15 protein-coding genes are annotated in these 20,682 nt (G+C 41.9%); 9 read left to right on the forward strand and 6 right to left on the reverse strand.

The genetic code is table 11. From position 1 onward, the window contains the following. Positions 1-198 precede the first annotated feature (198 nt). Both G8O23_RS13895 and G8O23_RS13900 read right to left on the reverse strand, forming a co-directional pair. Complete coding sequence (locus tag G8O23_RS13895; RefSeq protein WP_166365866.1) at positions 199-1,512, reverse strand: alginate export family protein; 1,314 nt, start codon at positions 1,510-1,512, stop codon at positions 199-201. A gap of 150 nt (positions 1,513-1,662) precedes the next feature. Continuing rightward, positions 1,663-2,139 (reverse strand): DUF302 domain-containing protein, encoded by a 477-nt coding sequence (locus G8O23_RS13900; protein WP_166365868.1) that lies wholly within the window; start codon positions 2,137-2,139, stop codon positions 1,663-1,665. A gap of 319 nt (positions 2,140-2,458) precedes the next feature. Between G8O23_RS13900 and G8O23_RS13905 the strand changes: the two genes are divergently transcribed. The 8 genes from G8O23_RS13905 (at position 2,459) to G8O23_RS13945 (ending at position 14,180) form a co-directional block, all read left to right on the forward strand. After that, complete coding sequence (locus G8O23_RS13905; RefSeq protein ID WP_166365870.1) at positions 2,459-2,914, forward strand: hypothetical protein; 456 nt, start codon at positions 2,459-2,461, stop codon at positions 2,912-2,914. Between the two features lie 218 nt (positions 2,915-3,132). Further along, complete coding sequence (locus tag G8O23_RS13910; protein ID WP_219932530.1) at positions 3,133-3,486, forward strand: heavy-metal-associated domain-containing protein; 354 nt, start codon at positions 3,133-3,135, stop codon at positions 3,484-3,486. Between the two features lie 74 nt (positions 3,487-3,560). Next, positions 3,561-7,385 carry an efflux RND transporter permease subunit gene (locus G8O23_RS13915; protein ID WP_166365872.1) on the forward strand — a complete coding sequence of 1,275 codons (3,825 nt, stop codon included), beginning with the start codon at positions 3,561-3,563 and terminating at the stop codon, positions 7,383-7,385. Beyond that, complete coding sequence (locus G8O23_RS13920) at positions 7,382-8,629, forward strand: TolC family protein (RefSeq protein WP_166365874.1); 1,248 nt, start codon at positions 7,382-7,384, stop codon at positions 8,627-8,629. Before G8O23_RS13915 ends, G8O23_RS13920 begins: the two co-directional genes overlap by 4 nt. Beyond that, complete coding sequence (locus tag G8O23_RS13925) at positions 8,616-10,493, forward strand: efflux RND transporter periplasmic adaptor subunit (RefSeq protein ID WP_235942293.1); 1,878 nt, start codon at positions 8,616-8,618, stop codon at positions 10,491-10,493. Before G8O23_RS13920 ends, G8O23_RS13925 begins: the two co-directional genes overlap by 14 nt. Positions 10,494-10,622: 129 nt before the next feature. After that, complete coding sequence (locus tag G8O23_RS13935) at positions 10,623-12,815, forward strand: TonB-dependent receptor (protein ID WP_166365876.1); 2,193 nt, start codon at positions 10,623-10,625, stop codon at positions 12,813-12,815. Between the two features lie 65 nt (positions 12,816-12,880). Then, positions 12,881-13,099 carry a heavy-metal-associated domain-containing protein gene (locus tag G8O23_RS13940; protein ID WP_166365878.1) on the forward strand — a complete coding sequence of 73 codons (219 nt, stop codon included), beginning with the start codon at positions 12,881-12,883 and terminating at the stop codon, positions 13,097-13,099. A 703-nt stretch (positions 13,100-13,802) separates the two neighbouring features. After that, positions 13,803-14,180 carry a heavy-metal-associated domain-containing protein gene (locus G8O23_RS13945; RefSeq protein WP_166365880.1) on the forward strand — a complete coding sequence of 126 codons (378 nt, stop codon included), beginning with the start codon at positions 13,803-13,805 and terminating at the stop codon, positions 14,178-14,180. A 96-nt stretch (positions 14,181-14,276) separates the two neighbouring features. On the opposite strand, the gene G8O23_RS13950 is transcribed toward G8O23_RS13945, so the two are convergent. The 4 genes from G8O23_RS13950 to G8O23_RS13965 all read right to left on the reverse strand — a co-directional run bounded on the left by G8O23_RS13950 (position 14,277) and on the right by G8O23_RS13965 (position 18,208). Continuing rightward, on the reverse strand, positions 14,277-15,500 hold the full coding sequence (locus G8O23_RS13950) for a S8 family serine peptidase (RefSeq protein WP_166365882.1): 1,224 nt from the start codon (positions 15,498-15,500) through the stop codon (positions 14,277-14,279). Positions 15,501-15,717: 217 nt separating this feature from the next. After that, positions 15,718-16,482, reverse strand: a complete 765-nt coding sequence (locus tag G8O23_RS13955) for a tetratricopeptide repeat protein (RefSeq protein ID WP_166365884.1) — start codon at positions 16,480-16,482, stop codon at positions 15,718-15,720. 14 nt (positions 16,483-16,496) lie between these two features. Beyond that, positions 16,497-17,594, reverse strand: coding sequence for a glycosyltransferase (locus G8O23_RS13960; RefSeq protein ID WP_166365886.1), 1,098 nt, complete (start codon positions 17,592-17,594; stop codon positions 16,497-16,499). After that, positions 17,591-18,208: a lysophospholipid acyltransferase family protein gene (locus G8O23_RS13965; protein WP_166365888.1), complete on the reverse strand. Its 618-nt coding sequence runs from the start codon at positions 18,206-18,208 to the stop codon at positions 17,591-17,593. The genes G8O23_RS13960 and G8O23_RS13965 overlap by 4 nt, the downstream gene beginning before the upstream one ends. A 282-nt stretch (positions 18,209-18,490) precedes the next feature. Here G8O23_RS13965 and G8O23_RS13970 point away from each other — a divergent pair, with 282 nt between their 5' ends. Then, a complete protein-coding gene (locus tag G8O23_RS13970; protein ID WP_166365890.1) occupies positions 18,491-20,284 on the forward strand; it encodes an ATP-binding protein in 1,794 nt (597 codons plus the stop codon). The last annotated feature ends 398 nt before the right edge of the window (positions 20,285-20,682 follow it).

The raw sequence follows: 20,682 nt of genomic DNA on the forward strand, positions 1-20,682 counted from the left end.
ACTTTTCAAATTGCAAAACAAAGGTAATCTATTTTCTGTTATTCAATTAACAATAGAATATATTTTACAACACCTCTTGCCGCTACTCAAGGTTCAATTTGGTTTGAGTTCGCGAAATGCCTATAAACAGAGAGCATCTAGTTTACTGCTAGACGCTCTTCCGAAATGATGATATTGATCAACTGGGTAAAATATATTCTACTTGTTCTCCCACATAAAAAATTTAGGCGTGAATAGAAAAGAAATGTAGCTGAAGTAGGAGAACTCAGATTCACCACCCGAGAGTTTAACCCTCTCCAGGGTTTCAGTTGGTAGCATCACCATAAAAGCTCCCTGAATGGTAAACGACGGAGCTATCCTATAGTTGACAACCATATCTAGCTCTGTACCAAGCGGTCTATCTACCTCGATGAAACCTGCCGGATCGAATCCTAGTAAATAAGGTTTGTCTAGGGCGAGGTAATGGACAGTTGCTTGAAAATTAAGCTTCTGGTTATGCTTATAGTCTGCCCTAATATAAAAATCATTAATCCCTGCCCAGCGTACCTCCCGCAAATCAGCCGATGTAAAGTAATCCATAAATCCCATATGGGCATGGCCTGCACACATTATTCGGTTGAATGCGGTATAGTAATCTGAGTTATCGGACCAATCGTTACCTGAGTATACATCAGCAGTTGCAGAAAGTTTTAGCCTATCGGAAGCATTGAGCCAAAGCGTTGCATTATAGCTATACGCCCTAATCTTTCTATGTGCTTCGCCAAATCCTCCATTGGCTACCCATGCATTACCCATTTGATAATAACCACCAACACGTCCCCCAAAATTGTCGGTAAGGGTAAATATTCCATTTACACCCAGGGTATTTCTTCCATACATAGTATGCACATTACCGGGATTTTGTGTTAGGTCGAATAGATTTAGCGCATTTATTCTTAGGTTGTCGGACAACTTCATGTCGTACCAAAGGAAGGACATATACTTAAACGACAATGGCGTATTGTAAAGTGAGAGGAAATTGGTCTCGCCTAGGTTGTTAATCATTGTTCCCCAGTGAAAATTAACCCCCAACTCCTTGTTGCTATACATCAGCAGTGCTGCATCATAAGTAACCCCTGTAATGGAATAATCTCTTGCAGCCAGTATTCGCTGATCATCGTAACGCAACTCCTGACGCCCAAGCCTTAATGTGAGGTTTGCATTTGGCTTGTAGGCAGCCCAAGCCTCGTAGAGATGAACTGCATTGCTTGCCATTGCGTTCCAATTCTGTCCCCACACCCGCGCATCTTGTGCCGAGAATCGGAAGTCGAAGCTAGAATCGGCAAAATTTAGGATTACCCTTGACCTTTGGCTCACCAAAGGAGTAGGATAGTTTATATCCGAAGCTAGCTCGCGATACCCATCACGAAGTTCGGCTCGAGTCCTAAACTGGCCATCGAGAGTAAGTTGGCTTTGGGCAGAGATGCTCCAAAGAATAAGGGTTGGTAGAATCCATAGGTACAATCTATTCATAGCATAAAGTTTTATTTGCAGTATAAAAGTATAACTATTGTCTATAAAGGCAGCGATATGATTATATGATATTCCTCATCAGTAGCCATTTAATGCAAAAGGTGGCCATAGTAATGCCACCTTAGCATGTTACACAAACAGAGAACTACACTACTTAATTAAGGGTGAAATTATTTGCTCGCTTTCCCGCGAAGCATTCTTCATAACCTTGGGTACAACACATTTCATCATACTCCCCATTAGGCCAGTATTCATCCACGACACATAGGTTTTCCCATCGCTTTTCTTGTATATAGCAACTCTGCAAGGCATCATCGACATTACAATGCGTTCCTTATCGCGACTCAGAATCTCAAATGCATGCTCAGGATGGCAAAGTTCGAAAACCTTGGCCTCAACCACATCTTTGCCGAACTTATCCATCGTTTTTTGCATATCATGCACCGTTGGTATTGACCATCCCTGCTCTGTGGCCGACTTTTCAAATAGTTCAACAGATTTCTCGAAACCATACATGCTCACCTGCTCCTTTAGCATTACCGATTGCGCCGATGCATAGATAAGCAACATCGTAATCAACACACCTAATAGCAGTCCAATTGATGTAAACAAAACTGTCTTCTTCATAACTTTTAAATTTAAATTTAGAGTTTAATGAGGCAAATATACTATTTTATATGTATTTATACACATATGTGCATTTTTATTTACTGAATTGCTAATTGAACAATTATGGCTATATTGCGTTGTAAATAATAAAAAATGTTTCAGGAGGTATTAGCTTTAGCTACCGTTGCAGGGGCAATATTTTTCGCAATCAGAGGTTTGCGTCGTGCTGTTACTCCCGACCCAAAGGAAAGTAATAGTTTTTGCTCGGGGTGTGCGACTGGTTCATGCGCTGCAAAACAGTTAAAAGTATCTAAATAGGCTGAGATCTGTAAAAAAAATGAAAACTGCTAAAAATATTCTAACCCTTTTGCTTAGCGCGTATCTATTACTCGCCATGGGAGGCTTTAGCGTATTTCATCATTTGTGTAATTGCAGTTCTGAAGCCAGATCCAATACATCTATCCTTGTTGAACAAAGTTGTTGCTCAAGCGATGCCGTAAATTCAACTAGTTGCCATTCCGAAAGCAATACTTGTGGCGAAGGTGGATGTGAGGATTGCAGTTGCGAAACGGAGGTTGAAGTTCTCGCCATCACCGAAAGTTTAATTGTTGAAAACATTAGGCTAACCTCTCCTAGCATTTTCCTTATCAACATTTTTGACACGGTTCAAGATGTTGATAATTCTGAAATTGACTCGAAACCACTTACTTCATTTAAAGACTTATCGCCCCCAAGGCCTGGTAAATCAATCGTTATTTCCAATCAATGTCTTAAGATTCCTATCAGGGCTTAAGGTTTGGTAATTACTCCAATAGTTCCCTTACTTCAGTATCTACCTATATAATTAGGTAATTTTTCGCTTAGGCTTTCAGATAGAAATTTGTGCCATTTGAAAATATGTGGATACGCTACTTATTAATAAGGCCGAATTTAAATTGCCCATAGCTTGCTATAATGCTACAGGGTCCAATAACAAATAATTTTTTAAGCAAATAATAAAACCATACAACTATGATTACTAAAGCGTTAATATTCATTACAGCAATAATGTTCTGGTTTGTTCAAGGTTTTTCGGTTCAAACTACCCAAGATCAGAGTCAAAATAAATCAGCAGAATTTAAGGTTTACGGAGAATGCGGAATGTGTAAAACTCGCATTGAAAATGCCGCAAAAATCGAAGGCGTGAAATCAGCAACTTGGGACAAGGAAACCCAAATGCTAAAAATTGATTTTAATCCCTCAACCGTTAAACTAACCGATATACATAAAAGCATTGTCAAGGTTGGTCATGATACCGATAAGGAAAAAGCACAGGATGAGATTTACAAGAAACTGCCTGCCTGCTGCAAATACGAAAGACCATAGTGTATTAAACAATCACTCCCCTGCAATATTCTTGCAGGGGAGTGATTTTCAATAATCTCACAAAAAATATTTATATGCTAAATAGGATAATAAAATATTTTCTAGAGAACAGGTTGGTTACCGTGCTTTTGCTAATCGGATTTATAACCTGGGGAGTAGTAACTGCACCTTTTGGGTGGCAAGTTGGCTCATTGCCCTCAGATCCTGTTCCTGTGGATGCAATACCCGATATTGGTGAAAATCAACAAATTGTATTTACAGAATGGAATGGACGATCACCCCAAGATATTGATGATCAGATCTCGTATCCTCTTACCACGTATATGCTTGGTATTCCAGGGGTTAAATCAATAAGAAGCACTTCAATTTTTGGATTTTCTAGCATTTACATAATCTTCGAAGAGGATATTGAGTTCTACTGGTCGCGGTCGAGAATTCTCGAAAAGTTAAACTCATTACCATCAAACCTACTTCCAGAAGGTGTTCAACCCACATTGGGTCCCGATGCAACAGCACTTGGGCAAGTATACTGGTACACCATTGAAGGGCGCGACAAGGATGGAAATCCTACTGGTGGATGGGATTTGCATGAAATTCGATCGGTTCAAGATTTTTACGTAAAGTATGGATTAAACTCAGCAGAGGGAGTCTCGGAGGTTGCCTCCATAGGCGGCTTTGTGAAAGAGTACCAAATTGATGTAAATCCCGATGCCCTTAGGGCATACAACATTCCCCTTCATAGGGTTATGCAGGCTGTTCAAAAATCGAATAGAGATGTGGGAGCCAAGACCATTGAGATAAATCAAGCTGAGTACCTAATGCGTGGCCTCGGATACGTAAAAAATATTGAGGATATTGAGAAGGCAGTTGTTGCAGTTCAGGACAATACACCTATCCTCATAAAAGATATTGCAGTAGTATCCTTGGGCCCAGCAACCCGCCGGGGTTTACTCGACAAAGATGGAGCCGAAGTAGTAGGCGGTGTTGTGGTTGCGAGGTATGGCTCAAATCCCCTAGAGGTAATAAATAATGTAAAAGATAAGATTGCTGAAATTGCGCCGGGATTACCAAATAAGACTTTGGCCAATGGAGTTGAAAGTCAGCTAACAATAGTACCTTTTTACGATCGTACTGAATTAATATACGAGACATTGGGTACTCTTGAAGAAGCTTTATCACTACAAATACTTATCACCATTCTGGTGATCATTGTAATGATTTACAATCTGCGGGCTTCGCTACTCATATCGAGTTTACTCCCCATTGCAGTGCTAATGGTTTTTATAGCAATGCGTTACTTTGGAGTTGATGCAAATATTGTTGCCCTCTCGGGAATTGCAATTGCCATTGGTACAATGGTAGATTTGGGCATTATACTCTCAGAGAACATAATTAAGCATACGGAAGAATCGCCACCCGGAGTGAAACTTATTGATACTATTTACAAAGGTTCGTCGGAGGTATCGGGGGCTATACTTACAGCTGTATCAACTACTATTGTAAGTTTTATTCCAGTGTTTACAATGCAAGCAGCAGAGGGTAAACTTTTTGGCCCCTTAGCATTTACCAAAACATTTGCGCTTGTGGCTGCATTAATTGTGGCATTATTCATATTACCCACATTAGCCTACTTCTTTTTTGGAACAAAAATCAAGAGCAAGAAGGTTGCTAAATGGGTAAACATCATACTGCTTGCCATTGGATCAACATTAGTTGTTTTTGGTTACTATTGGGGAGGGATCATTTTATTTCTATTTGGTGCAATAGGCTTGATTAAAAGCTATTTATTAAGATCAAAAGAAACTAACAACAAATGGTATAATGTACTTCTCAACAATTCTGACCTAATAATTGCAGCCATTGGGGTGGTTTGGTTACTAGCAAATTACTGGTTACCCCTTGGCGCTAGTAAAAGCCTGTTTTTAAATGTGATATTCGTAATACTAGTAGTAGGAATTCTACTGGGAGCATTTACTTTACTGGAGTTTTACTACAAACGAATTCTTAACTGGTGCTTAAATAACAAGCTGAAGTTTCTACTGATACCATCTATTCTAATTCTATTTGGCGTGACCATTTGGCTTGGCTTTAGTACAATATTTGGCTTTGTGGCCAAGGGTACTGATACAGTTGGATGGAATATTAGAACAACCAAAGTTTGGTCTACCTTAACTCATAGTATTCCTGGTATTGGGAAAGAATTTATGCCTTCGTTAGACGAGGGTAGCTTCTTGCTAATGCCCACCTCGATGCCACATTCGGGTGTTGAGTATAATAAAAAAGTGCTTGGGCAACTCGATATGCTTGTTACCAGCATTCCAGAAGTGGAGCTTACCGTGGGTAAATTAGGACGAGTAGAATCGGCACTTGACCCCGCTCCTATTTCAATGTACGAAAATGTAATAAACTATAAGCCAGAGTATATACTTAATGAAAGAGGAAGAAGGGTTCGTTTTAAGGTAGATAGAAATGATAGGTTTATTCTTACTACGGGAGATACTCTTTCTATCGAGGAGGCCATTAGTTCTGGTGTAACAAAAGAAAAGTTGATTCTGGATAGTAAAGGAAACTACTTTCGCAATTGGCGCTCACACATAAAATCGCCCGATGATATTTGGAATGAGATTGTTACAGTTACTAGGATTCCAGGAGTTACTTCGGCACCAAAGCTACAACCCATTGAAACAAGGTTGGTAATGCTACAAACTGGAATGCGCGCTCCAATGGGAATAAAGGTGTATGGGCCTGATTTATCTACCATTGAGGACTTTGGGATGCAGCTGGAGGAGATTTTAAAACAAGTGCCATCAGTAAAGGCCGAGGCTGTTTTCGCCGATAGAATAGTAGGGAAACCATATATCCATTTAAATATTAACCGCGACAAAATAGCGAGATATGGATTAAGTGTTGAAGATGTTCAGCAAAATATTGAGACAGCCATTGGAGGGATGAAAATCTCATCAACGGTTGAAGGTCGCGAGCGTTTCCCCATAAGGGTTCGTTATCCTAGAGAACTCCGAGATGACCCAGAATCAATAGCAAACATTCTAGTGCCTTCGCCAAGCGGAGTTCAAATTCCACTTAATCAACTGATCGACATCGAATATGTTCGTGGGCCACAGGCTATAAAAAGTGAAGAAACATTTTTGGTTGGCTATGTACTATTCGACAGAAAGACAGAATACGCAGAAGTTGATGTGGTTAATGATGCACAAGCGACTATTCTTGACAAAATAAGTTCAGGAGAACTAATTGTTCCTGCTGGTATTAGCTATAAATTCTCTGGTAGCTACGAGAACCAGGTTCGGGCCGAGAAGCGATTATCCATCATTGTACCACTGGTTCTGGCCATTGTATTTCTAATTCTTTACTTCCAGTTCAAGTCGGTTACCACGTCGCTCATGATATTTAGCGGAATAGCCATGGCGTTTAGCGGTGGATTTATTATGCATTGGCTTTACGGTCAGGGTTGGTTTGCCGATTTTTCAGTTTTTGGAACCAATTTGAGGGATTTGTTCCAAATGGGAACCATAAATCTGAGTGTTGCCGTTTGGGTGGGATTTATTGCGCTATTTGGATTGGCGACCGACGATGGTGTGGTGATGGGTACTTATCTCGATCAAAGTTTTAAACGAAATACAACCGATAGTATAAAAGGTATTAGAGCGGCAGTTGTAGAGGCCGGACAGCGGAGAATTAAGCCCGCAATTATGACCTCTGCCACAACAATTATAGCCTTACTGCCAATTCTCACATCAACCGGACGAGGTGCTGATATAATGATACCTATGGCAATTCCTGCCTTTGGTGGTATGCTGGTAGCTTCAATTACCTATTTTATTGTACCCGTGCTTTACAGCCTGCGCGAGGAAAGAAAACATAAAAGCATTGAGTCATGAAGATAATCATCAATATACTAATCATCACACTTTGTGTTAGTTTGAATAGCTATACACAAACACTAAACGACTACCTAAAAATTGCTGCGGAGAACAATCCCGGATTGCAGGCTAAATACAAGGATTTTGAGGCTGCTATGCAAAAAATACCGCAAGCAAATTCGCTACCCGATCCCACTTTATCCTTCGGATATTTTATTTCGCCAGTTGAAACCAGAGTAGGTCCGCAAAAGGCAAGGTTTTCATTAACGCAGCAGTTCCCATGGTTTGGAACCCTGAAAGCACAAGAAGATGCCGCTACGTTAATGGCTGAGGCCAAGTATCAAGCTTTCATCGATGCTCGAAATAAACTTTATTTTCAAGTATCATCAGCGTATTTCCCCCTATTTGAACTTGATAATTGGAAGAAGATCGAGGAAGAAAACATAACTATTCTCCAATCTTACAAAAAAATTGTTTCTAGAAGATTTGAAAATGGAAATGGATCACTAGCCAATATTCTACGAGTAGATATGATGCTAAATGACGCCACAACAAACCTTAACATACTAGTAAACAAGGAGAAACCTCTCACAACGGCATTCAACCAGTTGCTAAACAGAGATGCTAACGAAACCATTGTAGTTAGTGACACTTTATCTGCAAACATACTTACAGAAGAGTACAGAAAAGACTCGTTGTTAAGAAGTAATCCAATTATTAACGAATTAAATCTGTTAGAACAAGCCAGCAAAGCAACTGAGAATGCTGCCATAAAACAAGGCCTCCCAAAATTTGGAGTTGGAGTTGACTATGTTATAGTTGGAGAACGAACTGATATTGTTATGCCAGAAAACGGGAAGGATGTACTTATGCCTATGGTAACATTAAGCATCCCAATTTTTAGGGGGAAGTACAAAGCGGCTGTAAAGGAAGCGGTGCTGACCCAGGAAAAATACTCGCTTCAAAAAAAGGATCGAATCAACATCTTAACGGCAGAGTACGATATGGTATTGTTTGAAATAAATCAGCAGTTACAGCTGATATCTCTTTATGAAAATCAACTACAAACTACCAATCAAACCCTTAACCTACTTTTTAAGGATTATAGTAACTCAGGTAAAGATTTCGAAGAGGTATTGCAAATGCAACAACAGCTACTCAAATACAGGAAGCTGAAGACAACGGCACTTAAGCAATACCATATTAGCGTAGCAAAATTTAACTACTTAACGGCAAAAACATACTATAATGAAAGTAAATAGAAAACACATAATAATCCTAGTTGCAACCCTAGCCATGGGCATACTGCTTGGTTGGTTATTCTTTGGGGGGTCAAAAAGCGATTCAGGAAATGACCAGCACGACCACACTTCTGAAATAGGCGCTGAGACTACCTACACTTGCAGCATGCACCCACAAATTAGACAAAATGAACCAGGCGATTGTCCGATTTGCGGAATGGATTTGATTCCGCTAGAGAGTGATGATAATGACGACCTCGATCCGATGGCAATTAGAATGTCCAAAACCGCAATGCAGCTAGCCAGTGTTAGCACTGAAATTGTTGGCAAAACAATGCCCGTAAAAACATTACGACTAAATGGTAAAGTACAACCTGATGAACGACAAATATCAACCCAATCGGCCCATTTTTCTGGTAGGATTGAAAAGTTGCTGGTCAAATTTACTGGCCAATTTGTATCTAAAGGACAAGTAATTGCACACATATACTCTCCTGAGCTGGTAACTGCACAGGAAGAACTGCTTGAGGCACTAGAATCGAAGGAAACTCAGCCTCAACTATTAGATGCTGCAAAAGAAAAACTCAAGAAATGGAAATTATCTGAGAATCAGATTGAGCAGATTATTCAGTCGGGCATTGCGCAGGATGAATTCCCTCTAATTGCCGATATATCAGGTTATATTACAGACAGGAAAGTCAACCTGGGCGATTATGTCAGAAAAGGGCAATCTCTTTACGAAATTACCGATCTATCGAGAGTATGGATACTACTTGATGTTTACGAATCGGATATCAATTGGATTACAAAAGGGAGTAAAGTTAACTATACAGTTCAATCGTATCCAGGAGAGAGTTTTAATGGATCAATCTCATTTATCGACCCAATTGTTGATCCAAAAAGTAGAGTTAGTAAGGCTAGGTTAGAGGTTAGCAATAAGGACTATAAACTTAAGCCAGAGATGTTTGTTTCGGCAAATATTGAAGTCAACCTCCCATCTTCTAGCAATGCTATAGTTGTTCCGAAAAGTGCAGTTATGTGGACAGGGAAACGATCGGTGGTATATGTAAAATCAACATCAAGCGAACAGGTAAGTTTTGTGATGCGGAAAGTTACCCTAGGGCCAGCCCTTGGTAACAGCTATGTAATTGAAGAAGGACTAGAAGAGGGAGAGGAAATTGCAGTAAACGGAACCTTTAGCATTGATGCAGCTGCGCAGCTGGCTGGCAAACCTAGCATGATGAGCCCCGAAGGTGGGGCAGTTATGACTGGCCATGATCATGGAGGAAGCAAAATGGAAGAAAACCCAACTCAGGAGGTGCCTGCAAAGCACTTGTCAATTAAAGTTGCGGGTAGTTGTGGTATGTGCAAAGATAGGATTGAGAAGGCAGCACTTTCGGTTTCGGGCGTAACATCTGCTAACTGGGATGAAAAATCTCAAACACTTCATTTAGATTACAATCAAGGAGTGCAAACTGATGATATCCATAAGGCAATTGCTGGGGTTGGGCACGATACAGAAAAGGTTAAAGCACCCGATAATGTTTACGACAAACTCCCTGAATGCTGTCTATACGAAAGGTTTGATTACAAGCAGGTCGAAAAAACAAAAATGGAGCACGCCATGGTAAAAGTTGCTGGAAGCTGCGGTATGTGTAAGGATAGGATTGAAAAGGCGGCTCTTTCGGTTGATGGGGTTATATCGGCAAATTGGGACGAAGAATCACAAGTTGTCCACTTAGATTTTAACCCCCAAAAAACCAATTCCGATGAGATTCAAAAGGCCATTGCAAAAGCTGGGCACGATACAGAAAAATATAAAGCCCCAGATAGCGTCTACAATAAGCTACCCGAGTGCTGTTTGTACAAGAGATTAGCCTATTAGCAAACAGCTAATTGAAATCATTGGGCACACTGCTACTGCATTTTTTAAAATAAGCTGAAACTACTAAACAAGTGGGTTCAGATTAACAAGACAAATATATTAAAAGCTAAAATTACCATTTTAACAAATATGAAAACAATTTTGATTTTGGCAGCCCTTTTAACTTTACCGTACCTTACCTTTTCCCAAAAGGTTGATGGCCATATATCTGAAAAGGGCGAAAACGGGCAATCTACCCCAGTGGTTGGAGCCAACTTATACTGGCTGGGAACTACTTTAGGAACAACCACCAACGAAACGGGCTACTTTGCCATTAATCGGCCTAAAGGGGCTGAGCTCCTCGTTATCAGCTTTGTGGGTTACCAAACCGATACGCTTCTTGTTCCATCAACACAAACCCGCATAATGCACACGCTGCAGAGTAGCGTTGATATTGAGGGTGTGGTTGTGGCAGGACGAGCAGCGGGGACACACTTCGATAGGGTGAACCCCGTACAAACCCAGATAATAACCCGAAACGAGCTGGAGCGTGCTGCTTGCTGCAACCTTTCGGAGAGCTTCGAGACGAATGCGTCTGTGGATGTATCGTACAGCGATGCGGTAACTGGAGCAAAGCAGATTCAGCTGCTTGGACTTGCCGGCACCTATAGCCAAATTCAGGTGGAAAACATTCCCGCTCTTCGAGGTTTAGCCTCGACCTTTGGACTGGGTTACATTCCGGGGTCATGGATGGAGTCCATACAGGTATCGAAAGGTACTGCCTCGGTAGCCAATGGCTACGAGAGCATTGCTGGACAAATTAATGTCGAGTACAAAAAACCCTGGGAAGATGAGGTGTTTTTTGTGAATGGATACGCCAACAGCCTTGGAATGGCCGAGTTCAACACCAATTTTAGAATGAGTGTATCCCCAAAAGTATCGACAATGGTGCTTGCCCATGTTGAGAATATGAGCTTTGAAAACGATCATAATCACGATACATTCCTAAATCACCCGTTGGTAAAGCAGTATCATCTGCTTAACAGATGGAAGTACGATGGGAATAGCTTTGAGTCGCAGGTAGGTATACGCCTACTGGACGAGGATAGAAGTGCAGGGCAGCTAGCACACGAAAACATCATCAATCCTTTTGGTATTGATATACAAACTAGGCAATACGAGGGATTTGGTAAGGCTGGTTACATTTTCGATAGGCCCAACACGTCGTTGGGGCTAATTGCCTCGGCAAGTATGCACGACCAGCAGTCCGTATTTGGACAAAGCCTATACACTGGTAGGCAGCAAAGTTTATACTCCAACCTAGTGTTCATAACCTACATTGGGCGAACCAACCATACCATTAAAACGGGGGTTAGCTTTACCTACGACGACTATAGCGAAAGCCTCAACAACCTAAGCTTCGATAGAATAGAGAGCACGCCGGGTGCATACCTTGAGTACACCTACAAATGGCTCGAAGATTTTTCGCTTATGGCAGGTGCAAGAGTCGATAGGCACAATATGTTTGGTACGCTATTCACACCCCGGTTACATATGCGATATCAGCCCATTGAGCAGCTCAACCTAAGGGCTAGCGTTGGAAAGGGATACCGTTCGCCAAGCGTTATTGCTGAGAATATGTACCTATTGGCCAGCTCAAGAAATATGGTGTTTTTAGAAGATATTGGAATTGAAGAGGCTTGGAACTTTGGCATAAACATTACCCAAAAATATATGCTTTGGTTTAGGGAGTTAACCATTAATACCGATTTCTATAGAACTAGCTTCGCCAATCAGCTTATTGTTGATATGGACAGAGACCCCACGAATGTTTACTTCTACAATCTCGATGGGGAGTCGTATTCCAATAGCCTGCAAGCCGAGGTTAGCTACTCCCCTTTCCACCGTTTCGATTTTTCGGTTGCCTACCGCTGGAACGATGTGCGAACCACAATCAATGGTGAACTTCAGGAAAAGCCCTTGGTTAGCCAATATAAAGGTTTCTTCACCACCAGCTACCAAACCGAGAGCAAATGGCAGCTTGACTATACGCTGCATTTAAATGGGGGTGGACGATTACCCAATACTAACCATCTACCCGAAGAGCTTTACAGGGGCGAAAGCTTCCCATCGTTTATCACTATGAATGCTCAGGTTTCAAAAACAATTGATCGGTGGGATGTTTACATTGGGGTCGAGAACCTTACGGGGTACACCCAGAAAAACCCAATTATTTCGTCAGAAAACCCGTATAGCCCATTCTTTGATGCATCAATGGTTTGGGGGCCGTTAACAGGTCGAAAATTCTATATTGGGTTTAGATATGCAATTAACCGGCAATAAAACGTAACTGGCGTAAACAAAACAATTAAAACAACTGTTTGTAATAACTATAAAACTTTTACAAAATGGAAACACTTACATTAACCATTCCTAACATGAAGTGCATGGGATGTTCAACCAACATTGAGAACCACCTAAAAAAGGTAGGAGGTGTAACTGAAGTAAAAACCAATCTGCAAAATCGAACCGTTGAGGTGAACTACTCCGGCGATTTATCAACCAAAAAGCTAATTATTAAAACACTTAAAGGGATTGGGTATCCAGCGGAGGAGGTAAACGAGTGAGTGGTTGGATGATTGCATATAGAGTTTAAGGTTTAGAGTTTAAGGTTTAGAGTTTAAGGTTTAAGGTTTAGGGTTTAGAGTTTAGGGTTTAAGGTTTAGAGTTCAAGGTTTAGAGTTCAAGGTTTAGAGTTTAAGGTTTAGGGTTTAAGGTTTAGAGTTCAAGGTTTAGGGTTTAGAGTTCATAAAGTTTGTAGAGCCTGCCTGTCGGCAGACAGGTTCATAAAGTTTGTAGAGTGCCTAAAGTTTAAAGTTTTTGTAAGATTTGATTGAGTGATCCGCCAGTGGGAGGACAGGTTGATTGGATGAGTGAGAGACCCTGCCTTTGCTGGCCCGCCTGACCGCAGTAGTTGGGCAGGCAGGCTGACAGCGAGCGAAGCTCCCTGCCAGAGGCAGGTAAAATGGCAGCGTCAAGTTTTAAACAGGTTGCGGGTAACGTGTTATCAGCAGGAAGCTATTTTGCGACTTTGTGCCTTTGCGTTAAAAAAAGGTTCCGACGGTAAACCATTGCCAACCGCTTTTTGCCAACTGTTAACTTGAAAATTGATTGGGTGATTGCCTTTAGACAGGCAGATGGTATGCAGGTTGATTGATTACCTACATCAAATAGGACAGGATGAATAAATGAATAACACCATAATGATACTGGGCGATTACTATTTGTCCATTTTTTAAGTCAATTTATTAACTAAAAACAAAAGTAGCTATGAGAACACTAGCATCAATTGTAATGACCCTGCTATTTGTAGCAGTACTTGCACCTGAAGTAGAAGCCCAAAAGCCTTCGGGTGAAAAAACGGTAAACATCGAGGCCAACCTATCTTGCGATGGTTGCAAAAAAACCGTTGAAACCGGTTTGGCCAAGGCCAAAGGGGTGAAAGAGGTAAAAGCCGACCCAACCACCAAGATGGTAACCGTAACCTACGATGAGTCCAAAACCAGTGAGGAGAAGCTGGTTAAATCCATAGAAAAAATGGGTTACAAGGCAAAGGTTTCGAAGGGTGATAAGGATTGTGGAACAGCCAAAAAGGATTGTGATACAAAAGAGGATGTAGCCTCACGCAAGACAGGTGGTGGTTGCTAAACCAACCCAAACTTGCCATTAGTAAGTTTCTTCTAATGACAATATGCGTTTAAGTTAAATAAGAATGGGGGCTCTGCCCCCATTCTTTGTTGATATCTACAAATGAATTATTGGGTCTGGATTTCCATCCGGGTCATTAATTACGTAACCATCGGTTTTGGGAGTTCCCAATAGAAGCACACCGGCAGCATGAGGTGCCGCCATTGAAGTACCGCTGATGGTGCTATACCCTCCCTTTATCCAAGTGGAGTTGATGCTTACGCCTGGGGCACAGTAATCAACTGGAGGATTTGCATAGTTAGAAAATGATGCAAACCTATCGTTAATATCAGAGGCTGAAATGGTGTAAATGTAAGGGCCATTTGCCCGGGCAGGTGAGCAGTTGTTAGCATTCTGGCTTTCGTTTCCCGCTGCAATAACGAATTTAATACCTTTATTGGAGGCAGCAATCACTGCAGCATCCAGCGCATCGGAAACAGGGCCGCCCAAGCTCATATTGGCAACATCGCCACTGGCTCCAACGGAGCCAACATAGTCGACACCAGCAATAACGCCAGAGTACGCACCACTTCCTCTTCTGTCGAGAACCCTAACGGCAACCACCTCGGCACCAGCAGCTACTCCAACTACTCCAAAAGTATTGTCTATAGCGGCAATTGTACCCGCAACGTGTGTACCATGACCATTCTCATCGCTTGCATTTTTGGTACGATCGACAAATGTTTTGCTAAGCGAAACATTTACGTTCAAGTCGGGATGATCGAACTGGATACCAGTATCAATTACCCAAGCCCTTTTGGTGCCGGTATAGTTCACAAATCCGCCAACACGAGTAATACCCCAAGGGACTACTTGTGTTGATGTTCCTCCATCACCGGGATCTTCTGGGTCGGGTTCTGGGTCGGGTTGGGGATCTCTTTCCCATGGTGGTCGCATAATGATTACCCTGTCGGGTTCAACAAAAGCAATACGCTTGTCGCTTCTCAATTCGCTAACCTGTGCATCTGAAAGCTTAGCTGCTACGCCTGAGATTGTTCCGCTATAGGCCATTGTAATGGCTTCGCTGGGAATACCAACCTCTTGAAAAACATCGGTGGCAAAGCTTCGCATAGTGGCTACGCGATCCTCATAGGCTCCGGATAGAGTAGTTTTAAGCGTAGAGTTATCCTTATACACCACAATAAATTGGCCAGGAATAATATCTCCATGCTTTAGCTCAACGGTTGACTCATCAACATCCATTGGAGCGAACTCGTCTTTTTGGCATCCGCCAAACATCAACCCCAAAACAAGGGCTAGCGTAAAAAATCTTTTAGTCATAGAAATTAGTTTGTTGGTTTAACAAACCAAATGTCTGCTAATTTGTAACGCAAGTCAAGCAGTTTATTGAGAAAAAACACCAAACTTACCAACAACCAAACCTTCAGAAAACGCATAACAGCTATCTATAAGACACTTACGAGCACTGCAAGTGATATATCGCACCTCAAACCAACGAATATTTAACCACAGGAGGGAGGCCTAAGCTAGGGAATATCTATTTATTGGAGTATTTCCTTGTAAACTTCGGGTACAGCTCATCCCTTACCCACTTAAAATCTGGTGCAATGGTTAGGATATGCAGGTAGGTTCGCTTTGCATTTTGGTGCTGCTTAGCCTTTTCGAAAGCCAAGGCCATCTGGGCATAGGCATTGAGGTAGATCCAACTTCGCGGAGCGACACCTCCATTGGTCGACTCAAAAGCCGCAATGGCTTTTGCGTAGTAGCGAACCGCAAGGTTGGGATCGCCGCCAAACATCGATGGGGCATAATGCGCTGAGTTGGCCTTCTCGAGCAAAGCCTGGGGAGCGTTGGGATTTAGTTCGAACGACTCACTTATAATGGCCATACTCCGTGGGCCAATAAAGGGCGCCTTATAAGGAGCTAACGCAATATGATAAGCCAGAAGTGCTCCCTTCAATGCCAACACGTTGGCATCGTTGGGTCGGCGTAGGGCTAGCCTTTCAACATTTTCCTCAGCATCGGCCAAATACCTACGAGCGGTTCGGTTGTCTTTTATACCAAGCAAATAACCAATATAACCGTACTGGGTAAGCGTAATATCGTAAAGTAAATCAACATTAGGAGTAGATTGATACTCCAATTTCATAGCATCAAGCACCTCAACCCATTGGGTCATCTCACCCGATTGGTATATCTGGTACAATCTCTCCTGATATGCAAAACCGGTTTCACCCGCTTTTAACGGTGAACTAAATGCCAAGAACACCATTGTTATAAGCGTGCTGTAAACTAGTTTCATACTATTTGTTGTTTTTAAATACCCCTCCCCTTCCATATTAACTTTTTTGTTGTCGCGTACCTAACGGCGCTTGCCACCAAATGCAAGAAAGCAAGCTGCTGAACTGGCCAAAGAAAAACATTTATCCAAACCGATTGTTCGGAAAGCTTTGTTACAAATATGCGAGAGGCAATAAGGCAAGTGAAATGCAGAAGTACTAAAGGGAAAGGCAACCCAAATAATACGATAAACGGGCCAAGTGTTCCTAGCAATGCGAAAAGAACTGTTACCACAATGCTACCACCAAAGAAGGCGGTTACATTCTTTGTAAATCCATGAATCGCATCCGTGTAGGATCCATACATACGGCATGAAATATCGTCGGTACCAAGGAGTGTAGCCATGCGCAGCCGTTTCCTTTTAATCAGTCGGCTTATGGCAATATCCTCAACGCGCGAGTGCCTAACCTGGCTGTGCCATTGAGAATCTTTGTATACTGTTGCATCAAACAGCATCATTTGGCCATTTGCTGCTGCCAACGAAGGAAATTTGGACCAACGAACAAGTCTAAGAAATAACAGGCTTAATAGTATCCAGTTCATGCTGGGCACAACCAGTTTTTCGCCCATTGAGAGAAGTTGCTGCCTAGGAAACATACTGAGCAAGACTAAGCGTTTACGCTGCATATAGGCTACAGCATTCTCCACCAAGTGGGGCTCTACTTTCACATCGGCATCGAGAAAAAGGAGGTACTCGCCATTTGCCTGCTTAGCCAAGCTATGGCAAGCATAATTTTTACCCAGCCAACCTGTGGGTAACTCCTCGCCCATCATCATTGATACCCTATCGTCCTCTTTAATATACTTTTGAACAAGCTGTGCGGTTTCATCAGTTGACTGGTCGTTATAAACGATCACATCAATATTAGAATAGGTTTGATTTAACAATCCACCTAGGATGTTAGCTATGTTCTGCTCCTCGTTCCGCGCAGGAATTAGAACCGATACCAAGGGAACACCACTGACCTTGCCATAGGGTAATATAGGGCGAGAAGTGTAGTTGAGGAGTGCGACCAGAAATCGGAAAAGTGAAAAGAGTAGCACGAAAAGGGCAACGTAAAAGAGTATGCTCATGGAGTATGAATATTTTCCTGTTCGACAATACTTTGAGATAAATGATGATTGTACGATTGCTCCATATCCATAAGGTTTGGTGACCCAATATACTCCTTTAGCGATATGGTAAGCGTTGGTTTTCTGTGGGCAAAATAATCGGTGAGGCAGGCGGCAAATACAACACGGGCCTGAGGCGACTGCTTAACGATTCGCTCAACACCCTTATGAAAATTGATGTGGTTTGAATGCAAGCTCTCGAGTTTACCCTGAGGGAACATAACAAGCATGTTCATGGGATTACTTAGCACCTCGCTACAAAAATTGAGACTCTCGATAACTCCACGAGATTTTTGATTTATAGAAAAAGCTCCAACTCGACTAAAGAACATACGTTGTGCGAGTTCCTTCTCCAGCATCATGATGTGAAACCGCTTTTTAAAGATCTTTGCATTGATATGCCAGCCAAAAAAACCATCCCACCAGCTAAAATGGTTTGCCACCAGTAGCACCGATCGATTATCCGATTCGAGATCGCCAGTGATAATTACATCCCTAAAATCGGTACGAATAATAAACCGTATGTAGGCATCAATTAGCTTGCTATGCAATACGCTATGGTTAGGCTTAATCATTCAAGAATAAATTAAGAAGTAAATGTAATAAAATTAAGCTACTCCACACTTGAGAGAGAAACCCAACCTGATGATTGTTGCAAAAATCACCGAATGATATCACAAAGAAACGCCATACAAAGTAATAACCATTGCGCAAGCATAATATCTTAACTGTTGTTTTTTAGCGAGTTAAAAAGAGACTACTTGTGGTAAAATTATTAAATTTGACAAATTTGTACACACTAAAAAATTAGTTGGGTAAACAAAACATTGCCTAATGGAGTTTACTCTATCAAATCGATGAAGAGTCTAATAAACAGATACAAGGATCAGGTTCAAAAAAAGTTTCTATCCGAAGCCAATGCCAACCAAGAAACTATTCAGCAGTGGCAGGAGAAATTCTTTGCCAAAATTATGCTGTACCTTATCCCCTTATCCGTTGTGCTGTTCATTCCAAGCCAGCTCATGAGTTTTAGGGATGGCTTATACTCCCTTGCCATAGCCAACACCATTGCCTTTATTGCGCTACAGTATTTATACTTTAGTAAAAGGTTGAGCATAAAGGCCCGGAAGGTGACTTTACTTTCGATTCTGTATGGCTTAGGCATTGCACTGCTTTACTTCATGGGTTGGCGTGGGCCAGGGTTGGTTTACCTTCTGGGATTTTCTGTTTTTTCGTCGCTAATTATGAGCATAAGGGCTGGATACATAACCCTTTCAATGAATGTTATAATTTTTATTACACTATCGCTTTTGGTTCGCTTTGGCGTATTTAGTAGCTCGCTACTTTACGGGTTAGATTCTGCAGCCATTATTGCCATAGGCCTAAACTTTGTATTGCTAAACTTCCTACTCATAACCACCATTGCGTCACTTGTTCGGGTTCTTCAAAATAAGATGAAATCGGAGCACGAAGTTAAGCTTCAGCTTGAGCGCGAGATGGAGGAGCACAAGCAGGCTAAGGCGCGAGCCGAGGAGAGCGACAGGCTAAAATCGGCCTTTTTGGCCAACATGAGCCACGAAATAAGAACCCCAATGAATGGGATACTCGGGTTTACCCAGCTTCTGCGCGAACCACTTGAGCTACAAAAGCAGGAGGAATTCCTCAAAATCATAGAGTCGAGCGGTTTACGAATGCTCAACATCATCAATAACATTATCGATATTTCCAAAATCGAATCGGGACAAAGCCAGCTTTCCTTTGGCCCATTCAATATTAACGAGCAAATTGAAATGCTTTGCACCTTCTTTATGCCCGAAGCAATGGAGAAAGGCATTGAGCTAAAGTGCGAAAAGCCTCTTAAGCCACAGCAATCAACTATCAATACCGATGGGGAGAAGGTGTATGCTGTGCTTACAAACCTTGTGAAGAACGCCATAAAGTATATCGATAACGGAGAAATAACTGTGGGCTACAAGCCTAACAAAAGTGACATTGAGTTTTTTGTAAGCGATACCGGACAGGGAATTCCTAATGAAAAGCTGGAGACTATTTTTGAACGTTTTGTGCAAGCCGAAGTATCGTTCGAAAAAGCGCAGGAAGGGGCCGGTTTAGGCTTAGCCATTTCTAAGGCATATGTAGAACTCCTTGGGGGTAAACTTTGGGTTGAAAGTGAATTGGGCAAGGGATCGACCTTCTCGTTCTCAATACCCATCGACACGAGTTCCCAAGGAGATAGCCCAATCCAAGAGTTACCTAAGCAAGAGGAGTTCAAACCCTGTAACCTAAAAATACTAATTGCCGAGGATGAAGAAACATCGGACATCTTGCTAACCTTTACCCTACAGGGAATATCTAGAGAGATACTGCACGCAGCAAGTGGTGCTGAAGCCCTCAGGATTGCACGAGAGAATAGCGATATCGATCTAATCATGATGGATATCCGTATGCCTGAAATGGATGGCTACGAGGCCACCCAACAGATTCGGCAGTTTAATAAGGATGTGGTTATTATTGCCCAAACCGCCTATGGCTATACCAACGATAGGGAGAAAGCCTTGCAGGCTGGTTGCAACGATTACATCTCGAAGCCCATCAACAAGATGCTGCTGATGGATAAGATTGCCAGACAATTTAGGGAAAAACAAAAGTAGGAGACAACCTGCTTTGTGCACCTATAAGATGCATTGGGAAATAGTGTCTGATAATCAATGTTTTGTTTTGTCTTATATGCAATTTTGGCTGACCCGTTGCAATTTAAGTGATCATTGATCCCTGAAAGGGCCCTACTTTACCAAAAGAAAGATTGCAAAGAAAACTCACCGCTTCCAGAGCGGCCTCTTGAGCTCTACCGCTGAGCTGATTTTGCTTGCCAACCGGCAAAGGTAGCCGGAGCACAATCGCTCCGAATAGGGCTGTTTATAATCAGCTGTGTTTATCCCAAATTTAGCTAACGCTTCGCTCCGGTTGTCATTAGCGATTCTTTTTCTAATGACCGCCATTAGAAAAAGACACTGTTTATGCATTGATTATATGGGTGTTAATATGACAA

The sequence above is a fragment of the Perlabentimonas gracilis genome, assembly GCF_011174675.1.
Classification (GTDB): domain Bacteria; phylum Bacteroidota; class Bacteroidia; order Bacteroidales; family Tenuifilaceae; genus Perlabentimonas; species Perlabentimonas gracilis.

What these genes read in the sequence shown, in the direction of transcription:
- G8O23_RS13895 (WP_166365866.1), bottom strand. Translation starts at nt 1,512, where the DNA reads ATGAATAGATTGTACCTATGGATTCTACCAACCCTTATTCTTTGGAGC.
- G8O23_RS13900 (WP_166365868.1), bottom strand. Translation starts at nt 2,139, where the DNA reads ATGAAGAAGACAGTTTTGTTTACATCAATTGGACTGCTATTAGGTGTG.
- G8O23_RS13905 (WP_166365870.1), top strand. Translation starts at nt 2,459, where the DNA reads ATGAAAACTGCTAAAAATATTCTAACCCTTTTGCTTAGCGCGTATCTA.
- G8O23_RS13910 (WP_219932530.1), top strand. Translation starts at nt 3,133, where the DNA reads ATGATTACTAAAGCGTTAATATTCATTACAGCAATAATGTTCTGGTTT.
- G8O23_RS13915 (WP_166365872.1), top strand. Translation starts at nt 3,561, where the DNA reads ATGCTAAATAGGATAATAAAATATTTTCTAGAGAACAGGTTGGTTACC.
- G8O23_RS13920 (WP_166365874.1), top strand. Translation starts at nt 7,382, where the DNA reads ATGAAGATAATCATCAATATACTAATCATCACACTTTGTGTTAGTTTG.
- G8O23_RS13925 (WP_235942293.1), top strand. Translation starts at nt 8,616, where the DNA reads ATGAAAGTAAATAGAAAACACATAATAATCCTAGTTGCAACCCTAGCC.
- G8O23_RS13935 (WP_166365876.1), top strand. Translation starts at nt 10,623, where the DNA reads ATGAAAACAATTTTGATTTTGGCAGCCCTTTTAACTTTACCGTACCTT.
- G8O23_RS13940 (WP_166365878.1), top strand. Translation starts at nt 12,881, where the DNA reads ATGGAAACACTTACATTAACCATTCCTAACATGAAGTGCATGGGATGT.
- G8O23_RS13945 (WP_166365880.1), top strand. Translation starts at nt 13,803, where the DNA reads ATGAGAACACTAGCATCAATTGTAATGACCCTGCTATTTGTAGCAGTA.
- G8O23_RS13950 (WP_166365882.1), bottom strand. Translation starts at nt 15,500, where the DNA reads ATGACTAAAAGATTTTTTACGCTAGCCCTTGTTTTGGGGTTGATGTTT.
- G8O23_RS13955 (WP_166365884.1), bottom strand. Translation starts at nt 16,482, where the DNA reads ATGAAACTAGTTTACAGCACGCTTATAACAATGGTGTTCTTGGCATTT.
- G8O23_RS13960 (WP_166365886.1), bottom strand. Translation starts at nt 17,594, where the DNA reads ATGAGCATACTCTTTTACGTTGCCCTTTTCGTGCTACTCTTTTCACTT.
- G8O23_RS13965 (WP_166365888.1), bottom strand. Translation starts at nt 18,208, where the DNA reads ATGATTAAGCCTAACCATAGCGTATTGCATAGCAAGCTAATTGATGCC.
- G8O23_RS13970 (WP_166365890.1), top strand. Translation starts at nt 18,491, where the DNA reads ATGAAGAGTCTAATAAACAGATACAAGGATCAGGTTCAAAAAAAGTTT.